This is a genomic window from Faecalibacterium sp. Marseille-P9590, from assembly GCF_017377665.1.
In the GTDB taxonomy this organism is placed as follows: domain Bacteria; phylum Bacillota; class Clostridia; order Oscillospirales; family Ruminococcaceae; genus Faecalibacterium.
Genome location: NZ_JAFREF010000013.1, coordinates 19,003 through 33,511, shown reverse-complemented (window position 1 = coordinate 33,511; position 14,509 = coordinate 19,003). Strand labels below are relative to the sequence as shown.

14 protein-coding genes and 1 pseudogene are annotated in these 14,509 nt (G+C 57.6%); 12 read left to right on the top strand and 3 right to left on the bottom strand.

Going from position 1 to position 14,509, the window contains the following annotated elements; translation table 11 throughout:
- Nucleotides 1-71: 71 nt before the first annotated feature.
- From J3349_RS12275 to J3349_RS12250, 6 genes are all read left to right on the top strand, one after another.
- The gene (locus J3349_RS12275) at nucleotides 72-404 is read left to right on the top strand and encodes a histidine triad nucleotide-binding protein (RefSeq protein ID WP_015565136.1); all 333 of its coding nucleotides are present in this window, start codon (nucleotides 72-74) and stop codon (nucleotides 402-404) included.
- Between the two features lie 29 nt (nucleotides 405-433).
- Nucleotides 434-973, top strand: coding sequence for a phosphoribosyltransferase family protein (locus tag J3349_RS12270; RefSeq protein WP_158401658.1), 540 nt, complete (start codon nucleotides 434-436; stop codon nucleotides 971-973).
- 78 nt (nucleotides 974-1,051) lie between these two features.
- The gene (locus J3349_RS12265; RefSeq protein WP_207677612.1) at nucleotides 1,052-3,085 is read left to right on the top strand and encodes a ComEC/Rec2 family competence protein; all 2,034 of its coding nucleotides are present in this window, start codon (nucleotides 1,052-1,054) and stop codon (nucleotides 3,083-3,085) included.
- 64 nt (nucleotides 3,086-3,149) lie between these two features.
- Entirely contained in the window at nucleotides 3,150-4,178 is a 1,029-nt protein-coding gene (gene holA, locus J3349_RS12260; RefSeq protein WP_207677611.1) for a DNA polymerase III subunit delta, read from the top strand.
- Nucleotides 4,175-4,792, top strand: coding sequence for a DUF4093 domain-containing protein (locus tag J3349_RS12255; protein ID WP_207677610.1), 618 nt, complete (start codon nucleotides 4,175-4,177; stop codon nucleotides 4,790-4,792). The genes holA and J3349_RS12255 overlap by 4 nt, the downstream gene beginning before the upstream one ends.
- 157 nt (nucleotides 4,793-4,949) lie before the next feature.
- Nucleotides 4,950-6,320 carry a sodium-dependent transporter gene (locus tag J3349_RS12250; protein WP_158394862.1) on the top strand — a complete coding sequence of 457 codons (1,371 nt, stop codon included), beginning with the start codon at nucleotides 4,950-4,952 and terminating at the stop codon, nucleotides 6,318-6,320.
- A 54-nt stretch (nucleotides 6,321-6,374) separates the two neighbouring features.
- Here J3349_RS12250 and J3349_RS12245 read toward each other — a convergent pair whose 3' ends face one another.
- Nucleotides 6,375-6,779: a DUF1284 domain-containing protein gene (locus J3349_RS12245; RefSeq protein WP_015565132.1), complete on the bottom strand. Its 405-nt coding sequence runs from the start codon at nucleotides 6,777-6,779 to the stop codon at nucleotides 6,375-6,377.
- Nucleotides 6,776-7,348 (bottom strand): biotin transporter BioY, encoded by a 573-nt coding sequence (locus tag J3349_RS12240; RefSeq protein ID WP_207677609.1) that lies wholly within the window; start codon nucleotides 7,346-7,348, stop codon nucleotides 6,776-6,778. Before J3349_RS12240 ends, J3349_RS12245 begins: the two co-directional genes overlap by 4 nt.
- A gap of 221 nt (nucleotides 7,349-7,569) precedes the next feature.
- On the opposite strand from J3349_RS12240, the gene guaA reads away from it, so the two are divergent.
- A complete protein-coding gene (guaA, locus tag J3349_RS12235; protein ID WP_207677608.1) occupies nucleotides 7,570-9,120 on the top strand; it encodes a glutamine-hydrolyzing GMP synthase in 1,551 nt (516 codons plus the stop codon).
- Between the two features lie 157 nt (nucleotides 9,121-9,277).
- Here the strand turns inward: guaA and J3349_RS12230 are convergent, their stop codons facing one another.
- Nucleotides 9,278-9,781, bottom strand: coding sequence for a helix-turn-helix transcriptional regulator (locus tag J3349_RS12230; RefSeq protein ID WP_097770294.1), 504 nt, complete (start codon nucleotides 9,779-9,781; stop codon nucleotides 9,278-9,280).
- Nucleotides 9,782-9,960: 179 nt separating this feature from the next.
- Between J3349_RS12230 and J3349_RS12225 the strand changes: the two genes are divergently transcribed.
- From J3349_RS12225 to J3349_RS12205, 5 genes and pseudogenes are all read left to right on the top strand, one after another.
- The gene (locus J3349_RS12225) at nucleotides 9,961-11,025 is read left to right on the top strand and encodes a site-specific integrase (RefSeq protein ID WP_207677607.1); all 1,065 of its coding nucleotides are present in this window, start codon (nucleotides 9,961-9,963) and stop codon (nucleotides 11,023-11,025) included.
- A complete protein-coding gene (locus J3349_RS12220) occupies nucleotides 11,022-11,351 on the top strand; it encodes a hypothetical protein (RefSeq protein WP_207677606.1) in 330 nt (109 codons plus the stop codon). The genes J3349_RS12225 and J3349_RS12220 overlap by 4 nt, the downstream gene beginning before the upstream one ends.
- Nucleotides 11,348-12,462: pseudogene (locus J3349_RS12215) on the top strand (AAA family ATPase). Before J3349_RS12220 ends, J3349_RS12215 begins: the two are co-directional and overlap by 4 nt.
- A gap of 85 nt (nucleotides 12,463-12,547) precedes the next feature.
- Nucleotides 12,548-12,781 carry a complexin-2 gene (locus J3349_RS12210; protein ID WP_097778380.1) on the top strand — a complete coding sequence of 78 codons (234 nt, stop codon included), beginning with the start codon at nucleotides 12,548-12,550 and terminating at the stop codon, nucleotides 12,779-12,781.
- Nucleotides 12,782-13,034: 253 nt separating this feature from the next.
- Complete coding sequence (locus J3349_RS12205) at nucleotides 13,035-14,303, top strand: plasmid recombination protein (protein ID WP_347565013.1); 1,269 nt, start codon at nucleotides 13,035-13,037, stop codon at nucleotides 14,301-14,303.
- Nucleotides 14,304-14,509: the final 206 nt, after the last annotated feature.

Here is a 14,509-nt window from a genome sequence, read left to right as displayed (position 1 = left end):
GGTAGGGGAGCTGGCGAGCGAAGCGAGACTGAGAGGTTGACTCATTAAAAAATCTGGAAGGAGCGATTCCCATGGAAGATTGTCTGTTTTGCAAAATTGCAGCGGGGGACATCCCCTCGAAGAAGCTCTATGAGGACGAGCAGGTGGTGGCATTCTACGACATCGCCCCGCAGGCCAAGGTGCATTTCCTGGTCATCCCCAAAAAGCACATCCCCTCGGCCGCTGCGCTGACCGAGGAAGACGGCGCTCTGCTGGGCCATGTGTTTGCGGTCATCGCAAAGCTCGCCAAGGAGCAGGGCCTCGACAACGGCTACCGCGTCATCTCCAATGTGGGCGAGGACGCCGGCCAGACCGTCAAGCATCTGCACTTCCATGTTCTGGGCGGCGAGAAGCTGCCTGTCTGATTCCGAAAAAGTAAGGGAGATCGTTGAATATGGCTAAGACTTATACGCTGAATGTCGCGGGCCTGACCCGTGAGCTGACCATCTGCAAGGTGAACGACCACATGGACATTGCGGCCTTCATCATGCTGGGCGACGCCGAGCTGACGGTGGCTGCTGCCGCTGAGCTGCTCAAGAAATGCCCGGATTTTGACATCCTGCTGACCGCTGAGGCCAAGGGCATCCCGCTGGCTCACGAGATGAGCCGCCAGAGCGGCAAGCCCTACGTCTGCGCACGCAAGGGCGTCAAGCTGTATATGCCCGACCCTGTTGTCGTCGAGGACCAGTCCATCACTACTGCTGGCAAGCAGAAGCTGGTCATCGACCGTAAGGAGCTGGACAAGATGAGCGGCAAGCGGGTGCTGGTCGTGGATGATGTCATCTCCACCGGCGGCTCTCTCAAGGCTCTGGACGAGCTGGCCGAGCAGACCCAGTGTACCATCGTGGGTCAGGCCGCCGTTCTGGCCGAGGGTGATGCTGCCCAGCGCAAGGACATCATCTTCCTCGAGCCGCTGCCTCTGTTCTTCCACTAAACCGATATGCGACGCCCGCTCTGCGCGTTCTGCCTGAGTGCGCTGGGTGTGTTAGCGTTGTGCTCATTTTTGCCGCAGATGGGGCTTTTGCTGCCGTCTGCGGCAATTTTTGTTGTCTTCTGCCTGCTGGTCTGGTGGAAAGGCGGGGCCGCGAGAGGGTATGCGGTCTGTCTGTTGTTGGGCGCAGTGCTGGGCGTCGGCATCATGGAGATGACCGGCGCACGGCTGGCAAAGATACAGGACGCTTACGCCGGGAGAGACGTGACCCTCACCGCCGAAGTGGAGAGCACAGGCCGCGCTTACACGGCGGGCCGGGTGAGCGCCGTGCTAATGGTGGAAAAAGTGGACGGGGAAGCTGTCCACTTCCGGGTGGAGTGCGCCAGTCTGCCCAAATGTGAGGCCGGAGGCCGCATCCGGGGCCGCTTTTCGCTGGATGTGCCGGATGCCACCCAGCGTCTGGACGACTACGCCGACGGCATTGTCCTCAGCGCGGAATATCTGTCCGGGATGCTTCGTCTTGGGCAGAGCGAGAGCTTCCGCGCTCGAACGGCTCGGCTCCAGGCGGCGCTGAGCCGCGCCCTGCGGAAAGGCATGGCCGAAAACACCGGCGGCGTTCTGGCCGCGATGGTGGTGGGCGACCGGAGCCATCTGACTTCGACTCTTCGCAGTGCCTACCGGGGCGCGGGGCTTTCCCATGTGTTGGTGGTGAGCGGCCTCCACGTCACCATCTTCTGCGGCCTGCTGGATGCTCTGCCCCACAAGGAGCGGGAGCGGAGCCGAGCTTACCGGCGGGCGAGGTCGCTGCTCCGGGCCGGAACGGCCCTTCTGCTGGTGGGCATCACCGGCGCGACGCCCTCTGTCCTCCGGGCGGCGGTGGCGGTCTGGGTCAGCTCCCTCGGCGTCTGGGTGGGAGGCCCGGCGGATACGCTCACCTCGCTGGGCGCGGCAGGCGTCCTCATGTGTCTGGGCAACGGGTACGCGGTCTATGACGTGGGCTTCGAGCTGTCGTTTGCGGCAGTGATGGGAACACTGGCTGGTGCTGAGTGCGCAGGGCGTGGGCGGGAGCGCTATTACGACAGAAAGAAGAAACGGAAAAGCCGCCGGGAGAAACCATTCCGCGCGGTGCTCCTTTTCCGGCACTTTGCGGGCGGCGTGTGGGACTCGCTCTGCGTCTCCCTCTGTGCCTCGGCGGCGACCTTCCCGGTGCTGGTGCTGCGGGGGATGAGCACGACGGTCTGGGCTGTGGCGTCGGGCGTGGCCGTCCTCTGGCTGGTGGGGCCGATGCTGAGCTTCGGCCTCGGTGCAGCTCTGCTGGGTCTGGCCGCGGAGGGCTTGCCTTTGTTTGAGATCATCCGCCGCCCGGTGGCTTTCTGTGCCGAAGGGCTGGCATGGCTGATGAACGAGTGGGCTTTCCGGGTGTCCGTTCTGCCGGGAGCGTCCCTCTGGTTTGATGGGACCTATGCCGCACTGGTGTGTCTTGCGCTGATCCTGCTCTGCGTAATGGCAATGCGGCGGCACATCCGACTCCGAGTAGCTCTGCCGACGGTCATTCTGCTGGCGGCGCTGGCTATCGGACTGGAAACGGCTCTGAGCTGGAACGTGGTGAACATCGAACTCGTGGGGACCCGGGCTGCGCCTGCCGTCGTCATCACCCAGAGGGAGAAGGCAGTCGTCCTCTTCCGGGGCAGCAGCATCACCCAGCGGGCGGTGGAAAATCAGCTGGAAAAGCGGGGCGTGAGGACGGTGGAACTTCTGGTTGACCTGCGGATGCAGCCGGAAGAACCCTGCCGTATCGAGGCCCAAAAGCGCATCAATGCCGCTGCTCTGGCCGAAAACACCACCCGCCGTGCTTCTTGCGGCGAAGTGGATCTGGAACTTTTCCGCACCCGGCAGGGCTGCATTCTGCGGATGCGTGTCGGCGGGCAGAGATTCATCACCCTCAGCGGCACCGTCCGGCCTGCAAAGCCCATCCGGGCCGAGTGGCTGCTGGCCTCGATGGCAAGGCCGGACAATATCCGGTACACCGACTGCCTGACCCTGAGCAGCAAATACCGCTGGATGGAAGAGGACGCAGAGCCTGTCTCGCGGCTGCGCCTCCGTCTCGAGGGGTGAGCGCTTTTCAAAGCGGGCAGAGTATGATAGAATAAAATAATCCAAATACAAAGGAGCCGATCATTTGGCAACGGAAACGAAACTCCGGCAGCTGGCCCAGGGAGGCTGTCCGGTCTACTATTTTTATTCCAGCGAACGCTATCTTGTCCGGCAGGCTGTGGCCCGGGCGGCAAAGCTTCTGGCCGAGGGTGAGGACGAAGAGACGACCGTTCTGGACGGTGCTGCGCCCGAAATCGAGCAGCTCATCATGGCAGCAGGCACCATCTCCTTCTTCGGGACGCGGCGCGTGGTGCTTCTGCCCGAGGTGGACCCCGCCGCCTACAGCGACAAAGACCTCGACGAGCTGTGCGCCACGCTGGTCAGCCTCGAGAATGCCGTGGTGGTGCTGGGCAGCGTGTTCGAGATGGAGCGCAATAAGCTCAAGCTGGGCAAGCGGGCACAGAAGCTCATCGCCCAGTGTACTAAGGTCGGCTTTGCCGAAGAGCTGGCCAAGCCCAAGCCCTACGAGCTGAAGGTCATGGTGATGGACCGCGCCAAGGCGCAGGACACCACCCTCTCCGAGGGTACGGCGACGGCCCTGCTGGAACGCTGCGGCGAAGACCCGTTCCTTCTCGAGAACGAGGTGGACAAGCTCTGCGCCCTCTCCGGCTATCAGACTGTGACCACGGCCATGGTGGCCGAGATGGGGACTGTGAGCCTCGAGGCCGACGTCTTCGAGATGATACGGATGATAACGGCGAAAAACGCCACCGGTGCCTGCAAAAAGCTGCAAACGCTTCTCCGCCTGCAGCAGGAGCCCATCCCCATCACGGCGGCCATGATCGGCAGCTATGTAGATCTCTATCGGGTCAAACTGGGCGCAGCCAAGCGGAAGAGCTACAGCACCGTGTTCAAGGATTTCGGCTACAAGGGCAGCGACTACCGGCTCAAGCGTTCTGCCGAGACAGCCAGCCACTACACGCTGCCCCAGCTGGAAGCCTGTATGCAGATTTTGCTTGAGCTGGACAAGAGTCTGAAAAGCCAGCCCGTGAGCGCGCAGACCTTGCTGGAAACGGCGCTCTGCCGCCTGGCAATGGCGGGAGGAAGAAGATGAGCGAGAAACTGGAACTGCTGCACACCGACCGTGTGCTCATCGTGGAGGGCAAATACGATGCGGCCCGTCTCTCCCACCTGACCGACGCCATGATCCTGCTGACGGACGGCTTCGGCATCTATAAGGATAAGAAGCGTCAGCAGCTCTTCAAACAGCTGGCCCACAAAAACGGCCTTATCCTCCTGACGGACTCCGACGCGGCGGGCTTCCGCATCCGCACCTACATCACGAATCTGGTGGGGGAGAAGAACGTGGTGCAAGCCTACGTTCCGGCCATCCACGGCAAGGAAAAGCGGAAGGCTCAGCCCGGCAAAGAGGGGCTTCTGGGGGTCGAGGGCGTGGACGATGCCCTCGTTTTGCAGGCGCTCCGGGACGCTCTGGGCGAAGAAGCTGGCATTGCCCCTGCAAAGCCGGAGGGGCGGCAAATTACTTATACCGACCTCTATGAGTGGGGGCTTTCGGGTACGGCGGGTTCGGCTGAGCGGAAAACAAAGCTGCTCTGCGCTCTCGGTCTGCCGCCCCGGCTCTCGAAAAAAGAGCTGGTGGAAGCCCTCAACCGCCTTTACAGCTACGAGCAGCTGGACGAAATGCAGTCGGAACTGCTCGAAACATGAAAATACAGCAAACTCTCCTGAAGAAAACATGAAAAAGATTCAAGCAAGACTTCTGGGAGATTTGCCATAAGCTGTGATATAATCAATATACTGTGCGCCCGTCGTGGACGAAACGACGGGCGCGGATTTTTGCAAGGTGCAATAAAGGAGACAATCAATGGAACGCGAAAAACTCAAATCGAGACTCGGGTTCATCCTCCTTTCCGCTGGCTGCGCAATCGGCATCGGAAATGTGTGGAAGTTCCCTTACATGGCAGGTCAGGGCGGCGGCGGAGCTTTCGTGCTGTTCTACCTGCTGTTCCTCGTCATTCTGGGTCTGCCCATCATGACCATGGAGTTCTCCGTGGGCCGTGCCAGCCACAAGAGCCCGGTGCGCGCCTATCAGGCCCTCGAAAAGCCCGGCCAGAAGTGGCACATCCACGGCTACTTCACCCTCATCGGCTGCTACCTGCTGATGATGTTCTACACCACGGTGGCCGGCTGGATGCTCCACTACTTCTACATGACCGCTGCCGGTAAGCTGGTGGGCCTTGACGCCGACCAGGTGGCTGGCAAGTTCACCGAGATGCTGGCAAGCCCGCTGACCATGGGCTTCTGGATGGTGGTCGTTGTGGCCATCGGTATTTTCGTCTGCGCCCGCGGTTTGCAGAACGGCCTCGAAAAAGTCACGAAAGTCATGATGATCGCTCTGCTGGTCATCATGGTGGTGCTGGCAGTCAACAGCATGTTCATGCCCGGCGCAAAGGAGGGCCTGACCTTCTTCCTCGTACCCGACTTTGAGCGGATGAAGGAAGTGGGCATCGTCAATACGCTGGTGGGGGCCATGAATCAGGCGTTCTTCACCCTGAGCCTCGGCATCGGTGCAATGGCCATCTTCGGCAGCTACATCGGCAAAGAGCACGCCCTGCTGGGCGAGAGCGTCCGCGTCGTGGTGCTGGATACCTTCGTCGCCATCACCGCCGGCCTCATCATCTTCCCGGCCTGCTTCACTTACGGTGTGGACCAGACCAGCGGCCCCAGCCTCATCTTCATCACCCTGCCCAACATCTTCGCAAATATGGCGATGGGCCGTCTGTGGGGCAGCCTGTTCTTCCTGTTCATGGCCTTTGCGGCACTTTCCACCGTGCTGGCCGTCTTCGAGAACATCATCTGCTGCGGCATGGAGCTGACCGGCTGGAACCGTCAGAAGTCCAGCCTCGTCAACTTCTTCCTCATCATCGCCCTCTCTCTGCCCTGTGTGCTGGGCTACAACGTCTGGGCCTGGGACGGCTTCGCCATCTTCGGCGGCGCGGTGCTGGATGTGGAGGATTTCCTCGTCAGCAACCTCTTCCTGCCGCTGGGCTCCCTCGTCTACCTGCTGTTCTGCGTCACCCGCTACGGCTGGGGCTGGGACAACTACAAGAAGGAAGTCAACACCGGCGAAGGCCTCAAGATGCACGACTGGATGCGCGGCTACCTGACCTATGGTCTGCCCCTCATCGTCCTGTTCATCTTCGTGTTCGGCCTGTACGATAAGTTCATCGCCTGATAAAACAAAAATACGGGATGCTGCATTTTACAGCATCCCGTATTTTTTATCGCTTTATTTCACATACCGGCCTTCGCAGATATTCTTGCAGCAGGCGCTGATGGGGAACCAACAGCAGTCGCGGCAGATGTCGGCGAGGATCTCTGGCGTGGCCTTGGCGTCGATCTCGCGAATGAGGTCCTGGTAGACGTAATCCTTTTCCTCGAGACCGAAGTATTCCACCGTCTTTGCATCGTAGCGCTTGACCTTTTCCTGCGTGTCGCAGAGGTCAGTCCCCAGCTTGTTGGGGCAGCAGGAGCAGAGGGTGTCAGTGGAGAAGGTGAGGTGGATGGTGGTGCCGGGAACATCCCGCAGCTGATGCACCACGTCGGTCATGTGGGCCACGAAATCGTTGTCATAGCCTTTGCCGGAATAGCCCTGCGTGCAGAGCAGATGATGGGGACGAAGTACGATGCTCATGCTTTCAGCCCCGGAGTGCGCTTCCGCAGATTCAGGCCGATGGCGCAGGCCAGAACTGCCTTGATGATGGCAGTGGGGATGAAGGGCAGGACGCAGGCGGTGATACCCACGGCGATGGTGCTGTGGGCGACGACCACGAACATTGCAACGCCCACCACATAGTTGACCACCGTGCCGACGATGACAGCGGTGACGAAAGCACCCTTGAAGGCGTTACGGTGCTCCACGCCGAGGCCGATGATGTAGGCCATCAGGGGGAAAGAAATGAGGAAGCCGCCGGTGGGGCCGACGAACTTATCGAAACCGCCGGAGAAGTTTGCCAGCACTGGCACGCCCACAGCGCCCAGTGCCAGGTACACCAGCGAAGCGATGGCGGAAAGCTTGGAACCCAGCACCACAGCAGCCAGCGTGATGGCGAAGGTCTGCATGGTCATGGGGACGCCCAGAGGCATCGGAATGGAAATCTGGGCCATGACAGCGATAACGGCGGCGAACAGACCTGCATAGCAGATGTCCCGCACAGAGAACTTGGACTTGGTGGCCACGGCGGCCTGGGTGTTCTGACTCATAAGAATTGTTCCTCCTATACATTCTGGCCCAAAGCGGCCATACTCCCAGTATGGCAGACTGCAAACGCTGCGTCAACTTTGAATTCGCGAAAAGGTTTACAATTCGAAACGAAAAACAAAACAGAAAAATACACAAAAGATGTCGCTTTTGGTTGTGAAATGTGCTATACTAAATCTTAGCTATAAGAAGCACACCAGTGATATATAGAGAGGAGAACATCATGCAGCATGAAACCGTGATCGTGCTGGACTTTGGCGGCCAGTACAATCAGCTCATCGCGCGCCGCGTCCGCGAGAATAATGTCTACTGTGAGATCTATTCCTATAAGACGGACCTGTCCGTCATCAAGGCGAAGAACCCCAAGGGCATCATCTTCACCGGCGGCCCCAACAGCGTCTATCTGGAGGATTCGCCCACCGTCGACCCCGAGATATTCAGCTGGGGCGTGCCTGTGCTGGGCATCTGCTACGGCAGCCAGCTCATGATGCACCTGCTGGGCGGCCGCGTCTGCCGCGCCCCCGAGCGCGAGTACGGCAAGACCGAGGTCTTCGTGGACAACAGCAGCAAGATGTTCACCGACGTGCAGCCCTCCACCGTCTGCTGGATGAGCCACAACGACTATATCGAGCAGGCTGCGCCCGGCTTCAAAATCACTGCCCACACCGTCAACTGCCCGGTGGCCGCAGCTGAGAACGAGGAAAAGGGGCTGTACGCCGTCCAGTTCCACCCCGAGGTCCTCCACACCGCTGAGGGTAAGAAGATGCTGCACAACTTCGTGTACAATGTTTGCGGCTGCACCGGCGACTGGAAGATGGACTCCTTCGTGGAGAACAACGTCGAGGCCCTGCGAAAGCGCATCGGCAGCGGCAAGGTGCTCTGCGCCCTGTCCGGCGGCGTCGATTCCTCCGTGCTGGCTGCCATGCTGGCCAAGGCCATCGGCAAGCAGCTGACCTGCGTCTTTGTTGACCACGGCCTGCTGCGCAAGAACGAGAAGGAAGAGGTCTGCTCTGTCTTCGGCCCCGGCAACGCCAACGGCTTTGACATCAACTTCATCTGTGTGGACGCCCGTGACCGCTACTTTGCAAAGCTGGCCGGTGTCACCGAGCCGGAGCGCAAGCGCAAGATCATCGGCGAGGAGTTCATCCGCGTTTTTGAGGAACAGGCAAAGCAGATCGGCAAGGTCGATTTCCTCGCACAGGGTACCATTTACCCCGATGTCGTCGAGAGCGGTCTGGGCGGTGAATCCACCGTCATCAAGAGTCACCACAACGTCGGCGGCCTGCCTGACACCGTGGACTTCAAGGAGCTGGTCGAGCCGCTGCGCAACCTGTTCAAGGACGAGGTCCGTCAGGCTGGCCGTGAGCTGGGTCTGCCCGAGTATCTGGTCAGCCGCCAGCCCTTCCCCGGCCCCGGTCTGGGCATCCGCATCATCGGCGAAGTGACCCCCGAGAAGGTCGCTATCGTGCAGGACGCCGACGCCATCTGGCGTGAGGAGATCGCCAAGGCCGGCCTTGATAAGGAGATCAGCCAGTATTATGCGGCTCTGACCAATATGCACAGCGTCGGCGTTATGGGCGACGAGCGCACCTACGACTATGCCGTGGCCCTGCGCGCTGTCACCACCACTGACTTCATGACTGCCGAGAGCTACAATATGCCCTGGGACGTGCTGGGTACTGTCACCAGCCGCATCGTCAATGAGGTCAAGCACGTCAACCGCGTGTTCTACGACTGCACCGGTAAGCCGCCGGCCACAATCGAATTGGAGTAATCTGCAAACCCTGAAAAGAATTGATGCAATGCAATATTTTGAGAGTCAAAAGGCTCTGTGATACTGCTTTGATACTATCAGGCGATTATTCATAAAGAGAGACATGAGAATGCCCTCTGAGAAACGGTAAGTTTTTCAGAGGGCATTTTTGTGTCTTTTATTCTTTACGCCACTTTTTCTTCGGCTCGTACCGGCCGCAACCGTCGGCAGTCTGAGGCCAGTTGAGCTTCCATTCCAGATACTCTTCCTTGGTGATCTCACCCTCCCGGAGCTGTTTCTTGCGGAGCTGCCACTCCTTCAGAAAATCGTCCAGCAGGCGATAGCGGAAGCTGACTGCCATGTGCTTTTCAGGGAAATCTGGGTCGGTGGTGTCTGTGACCTCGTAGAGCCGGGTGCCGGGATAGTGCTCGTCCAGCTCGAACAGAGTGTACATCACATCCTCTGCGGCGTACAGGGTCGGCTCATAGAGAGACCGATAGTTCACATCCAATACCTCCGCAATCTTGCGGAGCAACTCTTCCTTGGGCGTACGGGTGTTGCTTTCGTATTGTGCGATGCGGATGTCTGCGCTCTTCTCCTCAAACCCGATGGCAATGCCCAGTTCTTTCTGGGTCATACCTCGGAGGTTGCGGGCACGTTTGATGCGGTCACCGACTGCCATGCGATTGCCTCCTGACTTAAACATATTTGTTGAACCCAGTATAGCACAGAAAAACAGGAGATGCAATAGAAAATAAACAAAAAAGTTTAAGATTTTACCTGAAAGTCTCTTGACTTAACGGAATGTGTTTAGTATAATGAAAGCACAAAAAGATAAGCAAAAATGCTTAGTAAAATTGAATGACCGCCAAACTGACCCAAACCGCCAAGACCTTCTACTTCGAAAACTGGCAAGGTGTGAAGCAGAAGAAGCTGAAACGGGGGTTTGCCACCAAGAAGGATGCTCTGGCGTGGGAGCGGGAGTTCCTTCTTCAACAGGCGGCAGACCTGACCATGACATTTGAAGCCTTTGTGGAAATTTATATCACTGACAAAAAGAAGCGACTCCGGGAAAACACATGGTTTACTAAAGAGCATATTATCCGAACGAAAATCTTACCGTATTTCAAGGAAAAGCGGCTCAGAGAGATCAAGCCGCGGGATGTGATCGCATGGCAGAACGAGATGCTGAACTACCGGGACAAAAACGGCAAGGCCTACTCGCCGACCTACCTCAAGACGCTGCATGGACAACTCAGTGCCATTCTGAATCACGCCGTCCGGTTCTACGGGCTGAAATCAAACGCAGCAGCCACAGCCGGGTGCATGGGGTCAGAAAAGCACAAGGAAATGCTCTTTTGGACGAAGGAGGAGTACCTCAAATTCGCAGAGATCATGATGGACAAGCCGCAATCCTATTACGCTTTTGAGGTCCTCTACTGGTGTGGCATCCGGGAGGGCGAGTTGCTGGCTCTGACTCCGGCAGATTTCGACTTGGACAAGGGGCTGCTCTCCATCACCAAATCCTATCAAAGGCTGAAAGGCCGGGATGTGATCACTGACCCGAAAACACCCAAGAGCGTCCGGGTCATCCAGATGCCGCAGTTTCTGACGGACGAGATCAGAGACTATCTGAAATCCCTCTACAAAGTCCAGCCAGACCAGCGGATCTTTGAGGTGACCAAGAGCTACCTGCACCACGAGATGGACAGGGGAGCCAAGGAAGCCGGGGTGAAGCGGATCCGAATCCACGACCTGCGGCACTCCCATGTGTCGCTGCTGATCGAAATGGGCTTCTCGGCTCTGGCAATCGCAGACCGGGTAGGGCATGAGAGCGTGGACATCACCTATAAGTACGCCCACCTCTTCCCCTCGAAGCAGCAGGAGATGGCGCAGAAGCTGGACATGGAACGAAAGGAGGGATGAAGATGGAACGAGTGCTTGACAGGCAAGGCCGCTGGCGGAACAAGGTGGTGGCCTTCCGAATGTCCCCGGAAGAGAACGAGGTTCTGGAAGCCAAAGTAAAGCTCTCCGGCCTGACCAAACAGGAGTATATCATCCGCCGCTTGACCGACCGGGAGATCACCGTAGTAGGCAACCCAAGGGTCTACAAAGCCCTGCGAGACCAGATGAAGCTGATCTATCAGGAATTGCAGCGGCTGGCCGTGGATGAAGAAGTTCCGCCGGACTTGCTGGAGACCCTGCAAATGGTGGCTCTGACGTTGAACGGACTTAAGGAGGAATGCGAATGACGGACAATAGAAAAACGACCGTACCGGGTGCATCTGTTGGCGCAGATGCGGTACAGTCGTCTGATAAAATTACCACCAATATTATAACAAATTCTGACAAGCAAATCAATCTGCAAGCCGCGAAAAAGTCAAACAATTTCGGGCTGAACACGGTATCAATGACCGAGCTGTACGACACAGTGTATCCACCTCGGAAACCCATCGTGAACGACTTGCTGTACAGTGGCACCTACCTCTTCGTAGGTGCGCCCAAGGTGGGCAAGTCCTTCTTCATGGGGCAGCTCGCCTACTATGTGGCGATGGGGCTTCCGCTGTGGGAGTACGAGGTGCATCAAGGTACCGTCCTCTATCTGGCGTTGGAGGATGATTACGCCCGGCTGCAGCGGCGGCTCTCCCGGATGTTCGGGGTGGAGGAAACCAGCAACCTCTACTTCGCAACGCAGGCCAAGTCCGTGAGCGAGGGACTTGACCAGCAATTGGAAGGATTCATCCGGGAGTACCCGGATGTACGGCTCATCATCATCGACACCCTGCAGAAGGTGCGGGAGATCGGCGGGGACCGATACAGCTCTACGAGATCGTGACCAAACTGAAAACTTTCAGCGACAGGTACGGCATCTGCCTGCTGGTGGTTCATCACACCCGGAAGATGGAAGCCGAGGACAGCTTTGATATGATCTCCGGCACCAACGGTCTGTTGGGTGCGGCGGATGGCGCATTCATCATGCAGAAGAAGCGGCGCACGGACAACACCGCACTACTGGACATCGTGGGGCGTGACCAGCCGGATCAGGAGCTGACATTGGAGTTTGACCGGGAACGCTGCGTGTGGGAGTTCCAAGGAGCCGAAACGGAACTTTGGAAGCTGCCGCCCGACCCGCTTCTGGAAGCGGTGGCAAAGATGCTCAGCCCGGAACAGCCAGAGTGGAGCGGTACGCCCACGGAGCTGCTGGAACGTCTGTCTGGTGTGAGCATACAGGCAAACATCTTGACCCGGAAGCTGAACGTGAGTGCCGACAGGCTCTACAACGATTATGGAATTCGGTACGAAAGCAAGCGAACCCATGAGGGCAGAGTGGTCAAATTAACGTTGGAAAATTCTGGGGCGTGACGATTCGTGACGGTTGTGACGGTATTTTTGCTACTATGTAAAATACCGTCACAATCGACACAACCGACACGGGATGGTGATAATGATGAAAAATGTGCAGATTTCGCAGGAACTTTTCGTCGCCTTGCTGCATTATCATTTGAGCGGCGAAAATGAGTACGAAGAGGTCATTGAGCAGGGTCTGGAGCAAAAATTGGATGCGATGCTGCGGCATGAGCTGTATGCCCAGTACAAGACAGCACCCACCGAGGAACAGCGGGAGCAGGCTCGGCAGGAGTATCTGGACAGACGAGGCGTGCCAGAAAGCTTCCGCTGGTGAGTCCCTCTATTGGCAAAGTACAGGAGCGTGTCACGCTCCTGTGAATGCAATCACGCAGGAAGGTGGTGTTGGACCGGGCAGCGGCGAGATGCAGCGAAACCCAGTCCGCAGACGGAAGCCCCCGGCAGGGCGCAAAGGCATCTTTTGATGGACGGAACGTCTGTCAAAAGTGCTTTTGCGTTACTTTCGACGAAAGTAACAAAGCCTTTGCCGTGTCCGGCACCAGTTACTTCCACAGAGAAAGGACGTGCGATTGAAAAGAACCATTTCCGCAATGCGGGGTCCCGGCTCCCTCAACCATAACCGGAGAAGTTTCACCGCTGAAAACGTAGACCCGAAGCGCAGCAGTCTGAATGTCGTGTACCGTGATGAGCCGATTCAGAAGGTGTACCACGAACTGTTTGACGAGGCAGTGAAGCGTTACAATGCCAAGCAGAAGCGCAAGGACCGCTGTATCACCGACTACTATGAGCACCTGTGGACAGGCAAGCAGGAAAAGCTTTTCCATGAGCTGATCGTCCAGATCGGCAACAAAGATGATATGGGTGTCCTGACCGAGAATGGCGCACTGGCAAAGGAACTGCTGGACGAGTATATGCAGGGCTTCCAAGAGCGGAACCCGACACTGCGGGTGTTCGGGGCTTTCCTCCACATGGACGAAGCTACGCCCCATCTACACATCGACTTCGTGCCGTATGTGTCCGGCTGGAAGGGCAAAGGACTGGACACCAAGGTGTCCCTGAAGCAGGCGCTGAAAGCCTTGGGCTTTGCAGGCGGTTCTAAACGGGAATCCGAGCTGAACCAGTGGATCAACGCCGAGAAAGAGCAGCTTGCCGCCGTGATGGAGCGGCACGGCATCGAGTGGGAACAGAAAGGCACCCACGAAGAGCACCTGTCTGTGCTGGACTTCAAAAAGCAGGAGCGTAGTAAAGAGGTAGCGGCTCTGGAAGCTGCCAAGCAGGAGTGCCAGACCGACCTGACCGAGATGCAGGAACAGCTGGAAACAGCGCAGACAGCCGTAGAAGCCGCTGAACAGCGGGTACAGAAAGCAGAGCTGACCTACCAGAAGCAGAGCAAGGAACTGAACAAGCTGGCTCCCATTATGGATGGGCTGGAAAGCCTGTCAGCACAGTATTCCCAGCGGCCAGAAGAATGGGTGCCAGAAGCAGCCACGTTTGAGACCGCCAAGAGCTATCGGGAGAAGAAGGCCATGCCGCTGATCCAGAAGTTGGTGAAGGTACTTTTTGCCCTCCATCGGAAGTACTGGGAGGTCAAGGATGAGCGGGATAAGTATCTGCACTTCTATCAGGACGAGAAGAAAGCTACCCATCATCTAAGCCAGCGGCTGAAAGAGGTGAAGGCAGAAAATGAGCAGCTCTATGCGATGAAACGTGATTTCGGGCGAGTATGGAACTATTTCGGTGCCGAAAAGATGCAGCAGGTCATTGGGCTTATGAGGGAGCGGGAGCAGACCGCGGATAGAAGCCAGAAGAGGAACAGGCAGAACCGCGTAGAACTGTAAGCATAGCAGACCCCCGCCAGCGGAGTTGGCGGGGGTCTGTACATATAAGTGATAATTCGACCCCGAAAAAAGCAATAGAAATTTTTATCGGCTTGCAATCACGGAAAAGCTGTGGTACGCTTTACTAGGATAGTATAAAGGGAAAGTATATCCTTTTTGGGAAAAACACCATGGTGTACCAATAGTGGTACATTTACTATGTTAAA